This is a genomic window from Mesorhizobium sp. LEGMi-168a (assembly GCF_058312955.1).
This window is the reverse complement of the sequence record NZ_JBZEGV010000026.1, coordinates 41,307-58,998: the sequence shown is the minus strand read 5'-3', so window position 1 is coordinate 58,998 and position 17,692 is coordinate 41,307. Positions and strand designations below refer to the sequence as shown.

Genomic DNA, 17,692 nt, shown 5'->3' with positions numbered 1-17,692 from the left:
CTTTCCCAATAAGAACAACCAAATCACCCCGCAAATCAGGTGACACCACTTAGATAGGCAGAGTTCCATTGCAGTTTCAAGACTGGCGCCGTTTCAGGGGAAGTCGCGCATCGGCGCTCGCCTGCTCAAGGAAGCTCGGAAAGATCGGAACTCCTGGCCGCCGCACGGGTTATCGGCTGACCGGACAAAGGGGACTTCACCATGCCAACAGACCCGCAAGACGCACTTCTCATCGTCCAGGCCGGGCTTGCGCAGCTCAGCACGCTCATCGTTTCCTATTCCTTCTCGGCGCTCGGCGCCGTCATCCTTCTGATTGCCGGCTATTTCGTCGCCGGCCTTGCCGAGCGCTCGATCTTCGCCGGCCTCGGCCACATCCACGGCTTCGACGCCACGCTTCGCCATTTCTTCTCGAAGATCGTCCGCTACGCCATCCTGATCCTTGTCGTCATCATGGTGCTCGGCCAGTTCGGCGTGCAGACCGCTTCCATCATCGCTGCCATCGGCGCTGTCGGCCTGGCCATCGGGCTGGCGCTGCAAGGCACGCTGCAGAACATCGCCGCCGGCATCATGCTCTTGGCGCTGCGGCCGTTCCGTATCGGCGAATCTGTCGAGGTCGGCTCGGTCGCCGGCACGGTCGAGGAGATCGGCCTGTTCGCGACCAAGCTGCGCACCGTCGAAGGCGTCTACATCCTGGCGCCCAACTCGACTCTATGGAACCAGCCGGTGCGCAACTTCACCCGCAATGGTGTCCGCCGCACCGATATCACGCTCAGCATCGGGTCGTGGAACGACATCGACCGCGGACAGAAGACGCTGCTTGCCGCCGCCAGTGCCGAGAAGCGCATCCGGCGAGAGCCCGCGCCGATCGCCTTCGTGGCGAGCCTGGGCGAGGCAACGGTTTCCCTGACCTTGCGCTACTGGACATCGGCGGCCGACTACTTCGCCACCCAGATCGACATGACCAAGCGCGCCAAGCAGGCCTTCGACAGCGAGGGCATTTCGATCCCGCTGCCGCCGCCTGAAGTGCCGTCACCGGAAGCCCGCAAGCAATAGCCGGTTCAATTCTCTCGGGACTGTTCGTCGGGCCCAAAAGCGAGTTCCACCGGCAGCGGCGTCTGCGCCGACATCGGCGCGAAGTTGCCGGTGGCGGCGGCGGGCGTCGGCCGCGCGGCAAACACGCGCCAAAGCACGAACAGGCAGAAAGCCGAAGCGATTGTAATGCCGACATAAATGAAGGTCTCGGTGCCGAAGACGGCGGAAAGCGCCGTCACGATGCCCGGCACGATGAAGCCGGACAGCGACCAGGCAAAGAGCAGCGAGCTCGACAGCGCCAGCAGCTCATCCTTCCTGGCGCGGTCGGCGGCATGCGCGCTGGACAGCGAATAGATCGATTCCGAGGCCCCGTCCCAGATGAGATAGATCACCACCAGCGCCATCAGCGCGCCGCCGTCGAAGACAATGGCGAGGAGGCTCGCCACCACCGCGAGCGCCGCCGCCCCCGCCAGCACATAGCGCCGGTCGGTGCGGTCGGAGAGCCAGCCGAGCGGTATCTGCAGGATCAGCGTGCCGACCGGCATCGCCGACAGAAGCAGCGCCACATCCGCCTGGCTGTAGCCCTTGGCGGTGGCGTGGATCGGCGCGAAACCGGAAATGATCATCGACAGGCCGCCGACGGCGAGCATGCCGACGACGCCGACCGGCGAGATTCGCCAGGCTTGGCCGAGCGCCACCGACGCCGCCTGCGGCGCCGGCGGCTGGGCAAGCCGCGTCATGCCCACCGGCAGGATCGAGAGCGCGGTGAAGGCGATGCCGATCAACGGCACCGCCGCCGTATGGATGTCGACCGCGGCGAGCGTCGCATAGCCGACGCCCAATCCGGCGATATAGGCGACGTAGAACACCGCCATGACCCGGCCGCGTATGGCATTCGGCAAGGCATCGTTGAGCCAGCTCTGCGCGACGATGAAGAGGCCACAAATGGCAAAGCCATAGAGCGCCCGCGCCGCGATCCACAGCAGCGGCATCGGGCCGGCGCCAATCGCGACGTTGGAGAGCGCAATCAGCGCCGAAAGCACCATGAACGCGCGGGCATGGCCAACTCTCTTGACGAGCGGTCCGGTCAGGATACAGCCGGCGAGCCCGCCGGCCGAAAGGCCGGTGACGATCAGTCCGGCCCAGGTCGGATCGAAGCCGTCGGCGCCGAGCCGCACGGGGATGAAGGCGAACATCAGCCCGTTGCCGATCGCGATCAGCGCCATCGAAACGATGACGCTGGCAATGGCGATCAGCGGCGCCGATTGCGCGCCCGGATCGGTCGTGGTGCGGCTCTTCTCCAGCATGCGTTCGCAGCTTGGCTTACCGAAGAGCAAAAGGCCGCCGTAAAAGCGACATGGCCGGACTTCCCTTCCCTCCTTGTGGGGGAAGGTGGATTGCCGCGAAGCGGCAAGACGGATGAGGGGTGTTGGAAGAAATGAGGCGTCGGTGATTTGAGGTGCGCGTCAAGCTGGAGCACCCCTCATCCGTCTCGGCGCTGCGCGCCGATCCACCTTCTCCCACAAGGGGAGAAGGGAAAAGTTCTACCCCTTCGCCGCCTGGCGGATCGCGGTGGAGGAAAGCGACGAACGCGGGCCGTGGATGAAGGTCCAGGCCGGCGCCCGCATGCGGGCAAGCCGCGGCGCGTCGCCCTCGTCGACGCGGGCATAGTCGAAGGTCTTGGCGACCACCGACGACAGGAAGGAAAGCGTAGCGCCCGGGCGATCGATGACCGCGATCGGGAAGGTGAGCACGATCTCCCGCCAGCGCTGCCAGCGATGGAAATCGCGCAAGCTGTCGGCGCCCATGATCCAGACGAAATCGACGCCGGGATTGCGCGCCTTGACCAGCGCCAGCGTGTCGGCGGTGTAGCGGACATGCTGCGCCGCCTCGAAGGCGGTCACCTTGATCCTCGGATTCCTGGCGATCTTTTTGGACAGCGCTATACGTTCGGTGAGCGGGGTGAGTTCGCGTGCGCTTTTCAGCGGATTGCCGGGCGTCACGATCCACCACAGCTGATCGAGCGCGAGGCGTCTCAGCGCGATCTCGGCGACGAGCGCATGGCCGGCATGCGGCGGATTGAAGGAGCCGCCGAACAGGCCGACGGCCAGTCCTTTGCCGGCATGCGGCATTTTGAGGTATCGGGCGGGGACGGGCTGCTCGGGCTGCGAAAGCATGGTGCTAGGCACCCCCCTCTGCCCTGCCGGGCATCTCCCCCTCAAGGGGGGAGATTGGCAGCTCAATTGCAGGCACAAATCTCGCAACGTTGGAGATTGGCGAAACCGGAAATGTCAGCCGATCTCCCCCCCTGAGGCAGGGTAATCGCATATGGCGCTCGCCCACTCCGTCTCGGCTTCGCCGAGCCACCTCTCCCCCACGTTCGTGGGGGAGAGGAAACGCCAACCGCGAAGGGGTCGCGGCCTTGAGAAGCTTGGGTTCCTCTCCCCCATGAACATGGGGGAGAGGTGGCCGCGCAGCGGCCGGAGTGGGGGGCTGGCGCCGCCATATGCGATTGCCCTGCCCCCTGAGGGGGAGATGTCCGGTAGGACAGAGGAGGGGGGAGGCTGGGCGCAAGCTTCAGGCCCTTGGGGCAAAAAACGTCAAGGCCTCACCTGTCCCGACCCGCGCACGCGGTATTTGAACGAGGTCAGCTGCTCGACGCCGACCGGCCCGCGCGCATGCATCTTGCCGGTGGCGATGCCGATCTCGGCGCCCATGCCGAACTCGCCGCCATCGGCGAACTGCGTCGAGGCGTTGTGCAAAAGGATCGCCGAGTCGATCTCGTTGAAGAATTTTTCGACCGCTTGCTGATCCTCGGCGATGATCGCCTCGGTATGGTGCGAGGAAAAGGTCTCGATATGCTCGATCGCACCGGCGACGCCGTCGACCAGCTTCACCGCGATGATGGCGTCGAGATATTCCGTCACCCAGTCGGCATCGGTCGCCGGGAGGGCCGCGGCGAACGCTTTCATCACATCTTGATCGGCATGGATCTCGCAGCCGGCGGCGCGCAGCGCCTCGAGGATCGGCACCAGATGTGTCGAGGCCACCGCGCGATCGACCAGCAGCGTCTCCGCCGCGCCGCACACACCGGTGCGCCGCATCTTGGCGTTGACGGCGATCTTGACCGCCATGTCGAGATTCGCCGAGCGGTCGACATAGAGATGGCAGATGCCTTCGAGATGCGCGAAGACCGGCACCCGCGCCTCGTTCTGCACCCGCCCGACCAGGCTTTTGCCGCCGCGCGGGATGATGACGTCGAGATTGCCGCCCAAGCCTTTGAGCATCTCGCCGACGGCGGCGCGGTCGGTGGTCGGCACCAGCTGGATGGCATCCTCGGGGAGGCCCGCCGCCTTCAATCCCTCGGCCATGCAGGCATGGATCGCCGACGACGAATTGATCGAATCCGAGCCGCCGCGCAGGATCACCGGATTTCCCGCTTTCAGGCAAAGCGCGCCGGCATCGGCCGTCACGTTCGGGCGGCTTTCATAGATGACGCCGATAACGCCGAGCGGCGTGCGCACGCGCTCGATGTGGAGCCCGTTCGGCCGATCCCATTCGGCGATCACGTCGCCGACCGGATCCTCGAGCGCGGCGATCTCGCGGATGCCGTCGGCCATCGCCTTGATGCGCGACGGCGTCAGCTTCAGCCGGTCCGTGAAGGACGCCGAAAGCCCAGACTCCTGGCCATTCGACATGTCGATGGCGTTGGCCTCGAGGATCGCCTGCTCGTTGCGCAGGATGGCATCCGCCATGGCGGTCAAAGCGTCATTCTTGGCCGCGGTCGCGGCGACGGCCAGCGGTCGGGCAGCGGCGCGGGCGCGGCGGCCGATATCGGCCATCAGCGCTAAGGTGTCTTCCCCGGATTTTTCATGCAGCTTCAGCATGGTTTATCCTCCGCTCACTCTTCGTTCTTTCGCAATTCCGGACGGAAAACCGCGGCACACTTTTCCTGGAATTGCTCTAGTCGTCGGCCAATACGTGGTCGCCGGCAAGGTTTACCACAAGGTCGTCGCGATGGATCATCGCCGAGCGCGCCTCATAGCCAAGCACATTTTCGATCTCGGTCGTCTTCAAGCCCGCGATCCTTACGGCATCGGCGGCATCATAGGCAACCAGACCCCGCGCGATCTCGCGGCCCTCGGGCGACAGGATCGCCACCGTGTCGCCGCGCGAGAAATTGCCGCTTACCAGCTTGACGCCGGCCGGCAGCAGCGACTTGCCCGACTTCAGCGCGCCGACGGCGCCGGCGTCGACGGTCAGCCGCCCGGCCGGCTCGAGCTGCCCCGCGATCCAGGTCTTGTAACCCTTCACCGGGTTGGCGCTGGGCCGGAAGAAGGTGGCGCGCTCGCCGCGCTCGATCGCCATCAGCGGCGAGAGCCGCGTGCCGGCGGTGATGATCATCGCCGTGCCGGCCGCATTGGCGATCTTGCCGGCGTCGAGCTTTGTCCGCATGCCGCCGCGCGACAACTCGGATGCCGCCGCCCCCGCCATCGCCTCGATGTCGGGCGTGATGCGATCGACCACCGGAATGAATTTCGCCCCCGGGTCCTTGGCCGGCGGCGCCGTGTAGAGCCCGTCAATGTCGGAGAGCAGCACCAGCAGATCGGCGCCCATCATCGTCGCTACCCGCGCCGCCAGCCGGTCGTTGTCGCCATAGCGGATTTCCGAGGTGGCCACCGTGTCGTTCTCGTTGATGACCGGCACCGCCTTCATCTTGAGCAGCGTCGAGATCGTGGCGCGCGCGTTGAGGTAGCGGCGGCGCTCCTCGGTATCGCCGAGCGTGAGCAGGATCTGGCCGGACTTCAGCCCGTCCTTGCCGAGCGCATCCGACCAGGCGCCGGCGAGCGCGATCTGACCGACGGCGGCGGCGGCCTGGCTCTCCTCGAGCTTCAACGCCCTTTTCCCGAGTCCCAGGATGGTGCGGCCGAGCGCAATGGCGCCCGACGAGACGACGAGCACCTCCGCGCCGGCATTGGCCAGCACCGCGATGTCGTTTGCTAAAGACGTCAGCCAGTCGCGCTTCAGGCCGGTCGCGCGGTCAACGAGCAGCGCCGAGCCGATCTTCACCGTGATGCGCCGGTATTTTGTCAGCGATTTCATGGATTTTACCGCCAGCGCATGTCGACGGGAGCGGGAACGGCGTCGCGCGCTTCGGCGACCACCGCCATCAGCGCGCGCAGAACCGCCTCGACGCCTTCGCCGGTGACGGCCGACAAAAGCATCGGCGCGCGGCCGGCGGCGCGCTTCAGCGATGCCGCCTTCTTCTTGCGGGCTTCCGCATCGAGGATGTCGACCTGCGCAAGCGCCACGATCTCGGCCTTCTCGGCCAGGCCATGACCGTAGGCTTCGAGTTCGCCGCGCACGGTCTTGTACGCCTTGCCGGGATTCTCTTCCTGCGCCGAGACCAGGTGAAGCAGCACGCGCGTGCGCTCGACATGGCCGAGAAAACGATCGCCGATGCCGACGCCCTCATGCGCGCCTTCGATCAGACCCGGAATATCGGCCAGCACGAATTCGCGGCCGTCGATGCGGGCGACGCCGAGGCCCGGATGGAGCGTGGTGAACGGATAGTCGGCGATTTTCGGCTTCGCCGCGGTGACGGCGGCGAGGAAGGTCGACTTGCCTGCATTGGGCATGCCGACGAGGCCGGCGTCGGCGATCAGCTTGAGCCTGAGCCAGATGCTCAGCTCCTCGCCAGGCAGTCCGGGATTGGCGCGCCGCGGCGCCTGGTTGGTCGAGGTCTTGAAATGCTGGTTGCCGAAGCCGCCATTGCCGCCCTTGGCGAGCAGGAAGCGCTGGCCGACGACGGTCAAATCGCAGATCAGCGTCTCATTGTCCTCGGCAAAGACCTGGGTGCCGGCCGGCACTTTCAGCGTGATGTCGGCGCCCTTGCCGCCGGTCATGTTGCGGCCCATGCCGTGCATGCCGGTCTTGGCCTTGAAATGCTGCTGGTAGCGGTAGTCGATCAGCGTGTTCAGCCCGTTGACCGCTTCCGCCCAGACATCGCCGCCGCGGCCGCCATCGCCGCCGTCAGGCCCGCCGAATTCGATGAACTTCTCGCGTCGGAACGACACCGAACCGGCGCCGCCGTCGCCGGAACGGATGTAAACTTTGGCTTGGTCGAGGAATTTCATCGGATTTTCGAGGTTTCTGCTGATTGCCTTGCGCGATTGCTCTAAACCAAGGCGGGGCCAAGGGCGAGGCTGTTTTGTGACGAAAGCGCTGGCACACGCTTTTGCGCACGCGGGAAACATGCCAGCACTGGCCGATTGCGAATGATCCCGCGCGACGATCGTTTCCGGTTCTCGCGGTTCTGCGTTGGTGTTGGAGTACCGGAATGCAGCTCGTCACCTACAATATCCAGTACGGCATCGGCCTCGACGGCCAGTACGATGTCGGCCGCATTACCGACGCCGTGCGCGGCGCCGATGTCATCGCCTTGCAGGAGGTGACCCGCAACAACCCGCGCAACGGCGACCGCGACATGGTGGCCGAGATCGGCGAGGCGCTGCCTGACTATTTTGCCGCCTATGGCAGCAATTTCGAGGTCAATATCGGCTCGCGCCTGGATGCCGGCCGCGCCGTCACCAGGACCTTCCAGCTCGGCAACATGGTGCTGTCGAAGACGCCCATTCATCTGTCGCGCAATCTCCTTCTGCCGCGCAGCCGCAGTCTGGAAAGGATGAACTTCCAGCGCGGCGCGCTCGAGGCGCTGATCGAGACGCCGCTCGGCTTCATCCGCTTCTACTCCACCCATCTCGACCACCGCAGCCCCGTCGAGCGCCAGGGCCAGATCCGTTTCCTGCGCCAGCGCCTCTTGAACTATGCGCTGGAAGGCGGTGGCCTTTCCGGCATTCCCGAGATCGGTCTGCCGGACCTGCCCTACCCGGAGGCCTTTATCGTCATGGGCGACTTCAACATGCTGCCCGGATCGCCCGAATATGTCGAACTCGCCGGGCGTCCGGACCATGAGTTCGGCATGCCGCTGACCGCCGATCTCGCCGTCGACGTCGCCCAGCGCCTCGACGTTTCCGGCCTGTTCACCTGGGTCGACCCCAAGCGCCCCGACGATGCCGGCCGACACAAACGCATCGACTATGTCTTCACCAGCGCTTCGCTCGCCGGCTCGCTGAAGCGCCTGTGGGTCGACCGGCAAGCGCGTGGATCGGATCACCTGCCGGTCTGGGTAGAGCTGAGCTGAGCTCCAGTATCGTCAAGCGCGCCCAAGATAGGTCGAGACTCAGGTCAGACCGGCAACACCTGAATATCGACCATCCTAAAAGTGCACCCAGTTCCGCAGGCTGGTCCACGTCTTCCTGTCTAGGCGATAGCGCTCGACCGGCACCTGGCCGGCGACGATCGAGTTCAGCATGCCCTGGCCGGCATACTGGAAGCCGCACTTGTGGATGACGCGGCGCGAGGCCGGATTGATGACCCTGGTCGAGGCATGCAGCACCTGGATCGAGGTCTTCTGGAAGGCAAGGTCGACCAGCGCATGCGCGGCTTCCGTCGCATAGCCGCGCTTCCAGTAGGGTTCGCCGATCCAGTAGCCCAGCTCCAGCCCGCGATCGGTGGTGTTGAGCCCCGCGCAGCCGACGAAGGTGCCGGTGCCGGCGAGCGTCAGCGCATAGACGATGCCGGCGCGGCGCGATGAGGCCATGGCGAGGAAAGCGCGACCCTCGGCTTCGCCGTAGGGATGCGGCATGCGGGCCAGCATTTCCGCGACGTGACGGTTGTCGGCCAAGGCAACGAGTTGCTCGAGATCGCTCTCGCGCGGGGCGCGCATGACCAGGCGCTCGGTGGCGAGCACAGGGCAATCGATCGCGTAACTTTCGTCGTCGGTGTCTTCCGCTTCGGCAACCATTTTAGTCCTCCAGGAAAAGAAAAATGAAAAAGGAGAGATGGAAGCCCATCTCTCCTGATCCTTTTCCTGGCCTGGCCAGACACCGGTTCCCGAGATGGGCGCCGGTGTTATGGTGCGGAACCGGCTACTCCGCTGCTTTGGTAATCGGGTTTACCGACACGTAGGTTCGGCCGTTGGCTTTTTTGTTGAAGGCGACTGCGCCGGCTTCGAGCGCAAAGAGGGTGTGGTCCGTGCCCATGCCAACGTTGGTGCCCGGGTGCCATTGCGTGCCGCGCTGACGAATGATGATGTTGCCGGCGACCACAGCTTCGCCGCCGAACTTCTTCACGCCGAGCCGCTTGGAGTGCGAGTCGCGACCGTTGCGCGACGAACCGCCAGCTTTCTTGTGTGCCATCTAACTAACTCCGATGCGCCCAGGGGGCGCTTGAAAGGTCTTATGAACGCGTTCGCGTTCCGTTTCAAGTCCGATCCGGCGACTGTCTCGCCGGAAAAATTACTTCTTCGCCAGCTCCTTGGCCTGCTCGCGCCAGTCCTTGATCTGGTCGGCGCTGAACGGCATGTGCTCGTCGATCTTGGCGACGTCCTTGTCGGTCAGCTTGGCGAGCTGCGCGAAGGTGACGATGCCCTGCTCGGCGAGATCCTTCGCCGCGACCGGGCCGATGCCCTTGATCACGGTCAGGTCATCCGGCTCGCCCTTCGGCGCCTTGAACAGCGGCGCGGCAGCGGTCTCGGCCTTGGCTTCCGCCTTCGGAGCGGCCTCAGCCTTGGCTTCCTTCTTGGCCTTGGCCTCCTTCGGCGCGGCTTCGGCCTTCGCCTCGGCGGCAACTTCTGCCTTCGCCTCGGCCTTGGCTTCCGGCTTGGCGGCGGCCTTCTTCGACGGCTTGGCGCCACCCAGCAGGATCTCGGAGATCCGCACGGTGGTCAGAAGCTGGCGGTGGCCGATCTTGCGGCGCGAATTCTGGCGGCGGCGCTTCTTGAAAGCGATGACGGTGCGGTTCTTGCCCTGTTCGACGACTTCCGCCGTGACCATGGCGCCATCGACGAACGGCGCGCCGAAGACGACATTCTCGCCCTCGCCATGCGCGAGCACATTGCCGATCTCGACGATGTCGCCGACCTTGGCTTCGAGCTTCTCGATCTTGAGCAGATCGTTGGCGGCGACGCGGTACTGCTTGCCGCCCGTTTTGATGACTGCGAACATTTTTTGCCTTTCGCTGTTCGGTCGGCCTTGATGAACCGCCTCAAGCGGTCCGGCCGTCTTTTTGTCAGTCTGCGGGTTCAAAAAACAAGCGGCGCGGAGAACCCTCCACGCCGAATGCGGGCTGTCCCTAACCGAAGGTTGCGCGGAAGTCAAGGCAAGCCGGCCTTGCCCTTGACGATACCCTGAGCGGCGTTGCCGGCAACGCTCGGCCTGTCGCGTCGCTGTCGCTTTTCGCAGAAGCGGGAAATCGGTCGAATAGGGCCTTGTAACTGCTGCGGTCAGCCGTTATCTAGTGCGCCGCGCCGGCAACGGCCGACCATGACCTCGCGGAGAGGTGGCAGAGTGGTCGAATGCACCGCACTCGAAATGCGGCATACTCGCAAGGGTATCGGGGGTTCGAATCCCTCCCTCTCCGCCATCCTGCTTCGCTCTTTGAGCTTCGCAGGACAGGTCCAACCCTCCGTGCGGAGCAGGATGCCCTCCGAAGCCTCGGCGAAGGAGGGCCGCTCATTCGTCTCAAGCCGGTCATTCGCGCTGCGCGCTTCGCAGGACAAGTCCCCGAATACCTCTCAGCGCGAAGCAGGATGCCCTCCGAAGCTTTAGCGAAGGAGGGCGGCTCGGAGCTTCCCTACATCCCCTTACCGTGCCCACATCGGCCTCGCGAATGAAATTCCGCAGCCTCTCGTGACAAAAATCCGGCCATGGTCGATAGTCAGTCGTCTCAGGGACCATCCTGCGGAGGGCCATTCGACATGCGCTCTGGGCGGAACCCAACATTGTCCGGTCGCTCCGGCTGCTTCACCACGGGTGACAAGATGATCGGGCGAACCATCGCCGTTGCCCTTGCAATCGCCTTTTCCGTTTCGCCTTCCCATGCGCAACCACAGCATCGTCTACCGAGCGGCTATAAATGGGGCCGCTGCCTGCTTGTCGTTCAGCGCGAGAGCGCGGCCACGCGGTCGAGGGCGGTGGCGAAGCCGTGCAGCGAGATCGAGAAGGGCGCGGCGGCGCCGCCATCGGCCGTGGCCTTCAGCTTCAAGGCCGTTCCGGTGCGCAGCGCGGCCAGCGTCGGCGTGTCGAAGGTGACGGAGACGATGCAGCCGACGGGCACACAGGTGCGGAAGCGGGCCGGCTGCATGGCCGGCCTGTCGTCGATCTGGAAGGCCACGCCGGAGTCGAGCGCGAGCCCGAACGGCAGGACCAGCGTTCCGGAAACCGAATTGCCGTTCGGCGCGTTCAGCTCGATCGTCAGCACGCGCTGGCCGTTCTGCTGTGTCTGAGCCTGCGACAGCACGCAGCGCTTCACCGCTCCCTGCAGGGCGCAGACGACCCGCCAGTCCCTGTAGGTCTCGTTTAGCGATGACGCCCCTCCCGGAAGGCCGGATGCGGCGGCCCCGCCAGTCTGCGCCTGTGCGACCTGAAAGCGACGGGGCGCGGGATCGTCGTGGCCGTCGGTGATCGCGGCGGCCGAGCTTGGTGTCGAGATGGCGACGCTTGGCGCCATGTACGCTGACAGGCCGGCGGCAACCGCTAGAGCGGCAACCGCTGACACACCAAAAACCTGAATCTTCTTAGTCATCATACGACCACGTTTCGTTCGTTCGCGCGCTGCGCATTGAGGCCGAGAAGCCCCTGGAAACTCTGAAGCGAAGCGAGATGCAGAGCCACGAGATCGAGCCAGCCCTTCGCATGCCAGTCCGTGACGGTCTTGGCCGGAAGCGTGCGAAACGCCTTCTCGTCCACGGCCGAGAAACCGTTCACCTGGTGCTGCGAGCCGTCCGGAAGCCTGAAGTCCACGTGGTACGGCGTCAGCACGTTCGCGGCGATCAGCGCCTGGCCGAAGGCGACCGTGTTCGTTGCATCGGCGAAGTAGGCCTGGCAGAAGGTCATCGCCGATTGTGCGGTCGCGGTCGGACCACCCGCCTCATCGAACAGTCGCTCCGCGTCATGCAGGTCCGCGGTCGATGGGACGAAGCGATCCGATGCGCGATCGATGCTGAGCAGTTGCCCTGCTTTGTCCAGCGTCTCGGTGCCGATGAAGGGATAGCGGCGCACATAGGCCGGGATGTAGGTGTTCTCGCGCCACGAGCCATCGCGCTCGATGAACAGATTGAGCTCCCGCTTTATCGCGACGAGTGCGATCGGCGCGGCGTTGTCGTCGATGGCGAAGACGATCGGGTAGTGCCGCATGGCCATGGCGAATTCGCCGATGCAGAGCGGAATGGCGACCGCCTCGCGCGCAAACCCGAAGCCCGCCACTGGCGCAAGCCCGGCATCGCGATGGTCCTCGAAACGAAGAAGAACGGGGTCCTTGTAAAATAGCGGGAGGGGCGGTTTTGTTGGAATTTCTTGTGTGTTTTTGGTCATCGTCATCTCAGGTTTCGCTCTGGCGAGGAGCGCCGTGATTGTTCAGCCCATGGGGCTCTTGCATTGCCGTTTTCACTATGTTCGCGAGTGCATCGAGCGCTCCGCGCCAGATCAGCTCTGACCGTGCTCTTTGACGCCGCTCTCCATCAGAATTTGGCGTTGAAGTTGAAGCGGGCCGACTGATCGGACATTCCCGAGCCGAACTGGCCGCCATAGGAGACGCCCAGGGTGGCGCTGGGCGTGATCGCGTAGTCGAGACCGGCTTCGATCACCGCGGCATCCTCGGCAATCGGAACCCCGCCGATGGCGAAGGTATTGCCGCCGCCCGCAAAGCGCATGGTCGAGGTCGGCACCATGTCCCCGAAAGCATGACGCCAGCCGACCATGCCCTTCGCAGTGAGCGTGGTCCCGCCGATGTCGAAGGCCGTCGAGGCACGAAGGCCGAGCGTCGCGAAGGTCGAATCGGTGTTGTCCGAGGCGCCGGCCAGCGCCGCTGCGCCGCCCTGCTCGGTGAAACCGTCGGTGTGGAGGTTTACGTAGGCAAGGTTGGCAAAGGGCTCGAACCGGGCGCTGCCCGCGTTGAAGCCATAGGCGAGTTCGCCGAACATCTGTGCCGTCGCGGCGTTGTAGTCGCCTTTCAGGCTTCCGCCGAAGCCGGGGAACATTACGCTCCGGTTTGTCGAAACGTCATGCCAAGTGTAGGCGGCGCCAGTTCGGAAGGCGAGATCACCCCAGGCCGTGCCGCCGTAGAGTCCGACATAGTAGTTGTCGCTCGAGCCGGAGGAACGGCGATCCTTCACGTCGAAGGACGTTTGGCTGTAACCGGCGACGGCGCCGAAGCGCCAGGTGTCGAACACCGGCGCATCAGCGCCGAAGAAGAAGCCGCCGGTCTTGCGGTTGAGACGGGCGGCGTTGCCGTCACCGCTCGTGTGGCCCCACGAGCCGAAGCCCTGGCCCCAGATCGCGAAACGGTCGGTGTTGGCCTTCACCGTCACAGGCTTTCCGCCGTCATAGGTCGAGACTGTGCCCGACGCGCCGACGGCATCGAAGGCCGCGCGGATGCGGTCGTTGACGGCGTTGCGGATGAAGCGGCTGTCCTCGATCAGCGCGGTCCTGGCCGAGGCATGGATCTCGCCCGAGAGCTGCTCGAAGGCATGCCGCGCTTGCGGCGCCGACAGGTTCACGACCGCATCATAGAGCGGGCTACCCCAGCCGAGGCTCTCGACGCCGCCGCCGGTGGCGATCTGGTTCGCAGTCAGGCCGACGCCCGCGAAGTCGATATTGTTGCGGGTCATCGTCAGATAGACATTGTTGGCGTCGTAGCTGAGCGAGGGATCGAGGAAGGCCAGGTTCGAGGTCACGCCCCCGGTGAATGTGCCGGTTCGTCCGCCGCTCGCGGTGAGGATCGTGTACTGGGTTTGCGATGCGTAGTTGCCCGCCCCCGCCAGCACCCTCACCGAGCCGCCGTTGATCGTGGCAGCGCCGGTCGCGATGATCCTGTCGGACTGCCCCGCCGCGTTCACCTCGACCTCGTAGATCGAGCCGGCCGCAAAGGTGACGTTTCCGGCGATGTTCAGCGTGCCGATCGAGTTGCCTGGCGCCATGGTGCCCGAGACGGTCGCCCCCCCGACCGTGCCGATACCCTGGAGGCGGCCTGTCGTCTGAACATCCACCATGCCGCCGAGCGAACCGTTCACCGCCAGCATTCCGCCGGCAATTGTCGTCGTACCGGTGAAGCCGGAGGAGTCGCCGGTGAGGGTCAGCGTGCCCGTACCGATATTCTGCACGGCGCCGTTGCCGGAAATGGCGCCGGCGAAGGTCACGGCATCGGAGCGGTTGAAGGCCAGCACGCCGTTATTGACCACATTGCCGGTGATCGAGCCGGCCGTGCCGCCATTGCCGATCTGGAGCGTTCCGCCGAAGATCGTCGTGCCGCCGCTGTAGGTGTTGGCTCCGGTGAGGATCGTCGTGCCCGTGCCAATCTGCTGCACGGCGCCGCTGCCGGAGATGACACCGGCGAAGGTGATCGCATCGGAGCGGTTGAAGGCCAGCGCACCGTCGTTGACGACATTGCCGGTGATCGAGCCGGCCGTGCCGCCATTGCCGATCTGGAGCGTTCCGCCGAAGATCGTCGTGCCGCCAGTATAGGTGTTATCCGCGGTAAGGGTCAGCGTGCCCGAACCGATCTGCTGCACGGCGCCGCTGCCGGAGACGACACCGGCGAAGGTCGTCGCATCGGAGCGGTTGAAGGCCAGCACGCTGTTGTTGACGACATTGCCGGTGATCGAGCCGGTCGTGCCGCCATTGCCGATCTGCAATGTGCCGCCGGAGATCGTCGTGCCGCCACTATAGGTGTTGGTTCCGGTGAGGATCAGCGTGCCCGCGCCGGCCTTGGTGAGCGAGGTGCCGTTCCAGCCGGTCGCAGGGTTCGCCGCCTGATCGGCCAGCACCGCCCCGACCGTGAAGCTGTCGGTCGCGTTGGTCAGCGTGAAGGTGCCATTGGCGAGATTGTTGCCGGCGTTCCAGGTCAGGCCATAGCTGGCGAGATATTGCAGGCCGTCAGCCGATTTGTGGGTGGTGGCGGTGAGATAATCCACCGTGCCGGCGAAGCCGCCGACGTTGATGCTGGCGAAATCGCCGCTGATTCCGGATGTCGTATTGATCAGCACCATGTCGAGCTGGCTCGCATCGGTGATGCCGCTGATGTTGAAGGCAACGCCGTTGCCGATCGTGAGGCTGTCGGCGGAGAGCGCGGGGCTGGCCGCGCCTGCGGTGATGGACAGGGCGGTGTTGTTGCCCAGGGTCACATTCTGGACGACATTCAGGATCGCCGGCGCCTGGATCGCCAGCGTGCCGCCGGTGACATTGATGCTGCCGGCCTGAGTGATGACGCCGCCCGACACGCCGTTGCCGAACTGGAGCGTCCCGCCGGCAACCGTCGTGCCGCCGGTATAGGTGTTGTTCCCGGTCAGGGTCAGCGTGCCGGTGCCGGTCTTGACCAGCGAACCGGTGCCGGAAATGACGCCGCTCACCTCGGTCGAGAGGTTGTTCGAGCCGACCGTCAATTCGTTGGCGCCGAGGAGATAGAAGCCGGCCCCGGCGATCGACCCCGCGCTCAGCCGATTATCGCCATTCGGTCCAGTGCTGTTCAAGAAATCGACCGTGCCGCCGGAACTGTTGATCAGGGCGGCGTTGCCGGCATTGCTGTTGTCGTTGAATCGCAGATAGCCCATGCCGGTGTTGGTGATCGTGGCATTGCCCGCTGTGCTGACATTACCGAATTGCATGGTGCCGCCGTTGGTGATCGTGGCATCGCCTGCCGTGCTGCTGTTGTTGAATTGCAGGGAGCTGAGGGCATTGTTGATGATGGTCGAGCTGCCTGCCGTGCTGGTGTCGTTGAATCGCACGAGGCCGGTGCCGCTGTTGTTGATGGTGGCGCTGCCCGCCGTGCTGCTGTCCAGGAAATCCAGAATGAAGTTGTTGTAGACGGTCGAACTGCCGGCAGAGCTGGTCTGGTAGAAAGTCTGGAAGACATTGTTGGTGATGGTGGCGGTGCCGCCCGTGCTGGTGCTCCAGAAGCTCAGCGTGCCGATGTTGGTGATGGTGGCGCTGCCCGCCGAGGCGCTACCTTCGAAGCTCATAGCGCCAGAGCTGCTATTGTTGATGGTGGCGTTGCCCGCATTGCTGCTGGCGGTGAAAGCCAAGGTATTGTTGTTGACGATGGTCGAACTGCCGGCCGTGCTGGTATCGTTGAACTGCACGTCGTCATTGTTGTTGATGAAGGCAAGGGCGCTGCCGGCGGAGCTGGAATTGTAAAAGCGGATATCGCTGTTGTTGGTGATGGTGGCGTTGCCGGCAGAGCTGGTGTCGTTGAATGACAGGGTGCCGCCGCTGTTGTTGAAGATGGTGGCGCTTCCGGCAGAGTTGGTATCGAAGAATCTCAGGGAGCCTCTGTTGGTGATGGTCGTGATGCCGCTTGTGTCGGCATTGATGACATTGAATGTGGACGCGAGACCGACGGTGACAGCCCCCTGAATAGAGCCGGTCGCGCCGCCGGCAAGGCCAAGCTGCACGCCGCCGCCGTTGATGGTGGTGCCACCACTATAGGTGTTGGCGCCGGTCAGGGTCAGCGTGCCCGTGCCGATCTTTTCCAGCGAGCCGGTTCCGGAGATGACGCCGCTCACCTCGGTCGAGAGGTTGTTCGAGCCGACCGTGAGTTCGTTGGCGCCGAGGATGTAATTCCCGGCCCCGGCGATCGAGCCGGCGCTCAGCCTGCTATCGCCATTCGGGCCGGTGCTGCCCGAGAAATCGACCGTGCCGCCGGCATTGTTGATGATGGCGGCGTTACCGGCCGTGCTGGTATTGAAGAATCTCAGGACGCTGTTGTTGGTGTTGGTGATGGTGGCACTGCCCGCCGTGCTGGCGTGTAAGAAGTCCAGGAAAACGTTGTTGGTGATGGCGGCGGTATCAGCACTGCTGGTGTCGTGGAATTGCAGGACGCTGTTGTTGGTGATGGTGGCGCTGCCAGCATTGCTGGTTTGGAAGAATTGCAGGAGGCTGCTGTTGGTGATGTTGGCGCTGCCGGCGGTGCTGGTGCCGTAGAATTGCAGGAAACCGTTGCTGGTGATGGTGGCGCTGCCAGCCGTGCTGGTATTGTCGAAAGTCAGGAAATTGTTGTTGGTGATGGTGGCGCCACCAGCCGTGCTGGTGTCGTTGAATTGCAGGGAGACGTTGTTGGTGATGGTGGCAGTTCCGGCCGTGCTGGTGTTGCTGAAGCTGAGGATGCCGTTGTTGGTGATCGTGGCGCTGCCGCCATTGATGACAATGCCATCTCCCAAGAAGATCTGGAATGCCCCGCTCTGGATGTTGAACGTGTAGTTCGAGGCCCCCGCGTTGAATGTCCAGCCGCCGTAGGTGCCGTTGGCGTTCAGGTCCACCGTCGTGATGTTCGAGGCGCCGAACGTGGCCGTACCGCTCGGCACGCTGTTCGGGCTCCAGTTATTCGCGTCGAAGAAGTCGCCCGAGCCCGGATTGGTCTGCCAGGTCGCATCCTGTGCCCGCCCCGGCCCGGCGGCCACCGATGCCAGCACCAGAGCCGTCGAGGCCAGCAGGGCAGAGCGCAACAGGCCGCGCCGGACGCCGCGTTGAGAAGTGACGCCGCGCGCCAAAGTCGAAGCTGTTCTTGTATCCATGGTTCCCCGGCCCGCAAAGAAACGCGCGGCCGC

At 64.5% G+C, this 17,692-nt stretch carries 13 protein-coding genes and 1 tRNA gene; 3 read left to right on the top strand and 11 right to left on the bottom strand.

The window, feature by feature from the left end:
- Positions 1–201 precede the first annotated feature (201 nt).
- On the top strand, positions 202–1,053 hold the full coding sequence (locus AC4FWB_RS26675; protein ID WP_491029223.1) for a mechanosensitive ion channel family protein: 852 nt from the start codon (positions 202–204) through the stop codon (positions 1,051–1,053).
- A 5-nt stretch (positions 1,054–1,058) separates the two neighbouring features.
- Here the strand turns inward: AC4FWB_RS26675 and AC4FWB_RS26670 are convergent, their stop codons facing one another.
- The 5 genes from AC4FWB_RS26670 to obgE form a co-directional block, all read right to left on the bottom strand.
- On the bottom strand, positions 1,059–2,339 hold the full coding sequence (locus AC4FWB_RS26670; RefSeq protein ID WP_491029222.1) for an MFS transporter: 1,281 nt from the start codon (positions 2,337–2,339) through the stop codon (positions 1,059–1,061).
- 237 nt (positions 2,340–2,576) lie between these two features.
- Entirely contained in the window at positions 2,577–3,209 is a 633-nt protein-coding gene (locus AC4FWB_RS26665) for a nicotinate-nucleotide adenylyltransferase (protein ID WP_491029221.1), read from the bottom strand.
- A 423-nt stretch (positions 3,210–3,632) separates the two neighbouring features.
- Entirely contained in the window at positions 3,633–4,919 is a 1,287-nt protein-coding gene (locus AC4FWB_RS26660; protein WP_491029220.1) for a glutamate-5-semialdehyde dehydrogenase, read from the bottom strand.
- 76 nt (positions 4,920–4,995) lie between these two features.
- Entirely contained in the window at positions 4,996–6,135 is a 1,140-nt protein-coding gene (gene proB, locus AC4FWB_RS26655) for a glutamate 5-kinase (RefSeq protein ID WP_491029219.1), read from the bottom strand.
- Positions 6,136–6,140: 5 nt separating this feature from the next.
- Complete coding sequence (obgE, locus tag AC4FWB_RS26650; RefSeq protein WP_491029218.1) at positions 6,141–7,169, bottom strand: GTPase ObgE; 1,029 nt, start codon at positions 7,167–7,169, stop codon at positions 6,141–6,143.
- A gap of 203 nt (positions 7,170–7,372) precedes the next feature.
- On the opposite strand from obgE, the gene AC4FWB_RS26645 reads away from it, so the two are divergent.
- Positions 7,373–8,236, top strand: coding sequence for an endonuclease/exonuclease/phosphatase family protein (locus AC4FWB_RS26645; protein WP_491029217.1), 864 nt, complete (start codon positions 7,373–7,375; stop codon positions 8,234–8,236).
- Between the two features lie 75 nt (positions 8,237–8,311).
- On the opposite strand, the gene AC4FWB_RS26640 is transcribed toward AC4FWB_RS26645, so the two are convergent.
- The 3 genes from AC4FWB_RS26640 to rplU form a co-directional block, all read right to left on the bottom strand.
- Entirely contained in the window at positions 8,312–8,899 is a 588-nt protein-coding gene (locus tag AC4FWB_RS26640) for a GNAT family N-acetyltransferase (RefSeq protein ID WP_491029216.1), read from the bottom strand.
- Between the two features lie 124 nt (positions 8,900–9,023).
- Positions 9,024–9,293: a 50S ribosomal protein L27 gene (gene rpmA / locus AC4FWB_RS26635; protein ID WP_059189273.1), complete on the bottom strand. Its 270-nt coding sequence runs from the start codon at positions 9,291–9,293 to the stop codon at positions 9,024–9,026.
- 99 nt (positions 9,294–9,392) lie between these two features.
- Complete coding sequence (rplU, locus tag AC4FWB_RS26630; RefSeq protein WP_491029215.1) at positions 9,393–10,100, bottom strand: 50S ribosomal protein L21; 708 nt, start codon at positions 10,098–10,100, stop codon at positions 9,393–9,395.
- A gap of 328 nt (positions 10,101–10,428) precedes the next feature.
- On the opposite strand from rplU, the gene AC4FWB_RS26625 reads away from it, so the two are divergent.
- Positions 10,429–10,518: transfer RNA gene (locus AC4FWB_RS26625), tRNA-Ser, on the top strand.
- A gap of 516 nt (positions 10,519–11,034) precedes the next feature.
- Here AC4FWB_RS26625 and AC4FWB_RS26620 read toward each other — a convergent pair.
- The 3 genes from AC4FWB_RS26620 to AC4FWB_RS26610 form a co-directional block, all read right to left on the bottom strand.
- Positions 11,035–11,679 carry an invasion associated locus B family protein gene (locus AC4FWB_RS26620; protein ID WP_491029214.1) on the bottom strand — a complete coding sequence of 215 codons (645 nt, stop codon included), beginning with the start codon at positions 11,677–11,679 and terminating at the stop codon, positions 11,035–11,037.
- Positions 11,679–12,473 carry a SapC family protein gene (locus AC4FWB_RS26615; RefSeq protein ID WP_491029213.1) on the bottom strand — a complete coding sequence of 265 codons (795 nt, stop codon included), beginning with the start codon at positions 12,471–12,473 and terminating at the stop codon, positions 11,679–11,681. The genes AC4FWB_RS26620 and AC4FWB_RS26615 overlap by 1 nt, the downstream gene beginning before the upstream one ends.
- Positions 12,474–12,613: 140 nt before the next feature.
- Positions 12,614–17,659 carry an autotransporter domain-containing protein gene (locus AC4FWB_RS26610; RefSeq protein ID WP_491029212.1) on the bottom strand — a complete coding sequence of 1,682 codons (5,046 nt, stop codon included), beginning with the start codon at positions 17,657–17,659 and terminating at the stop codon, positions 12,614–12,616.
- Between the last annotated feature and the right edge of the window lie 33 nt (positions 17,660–17,692).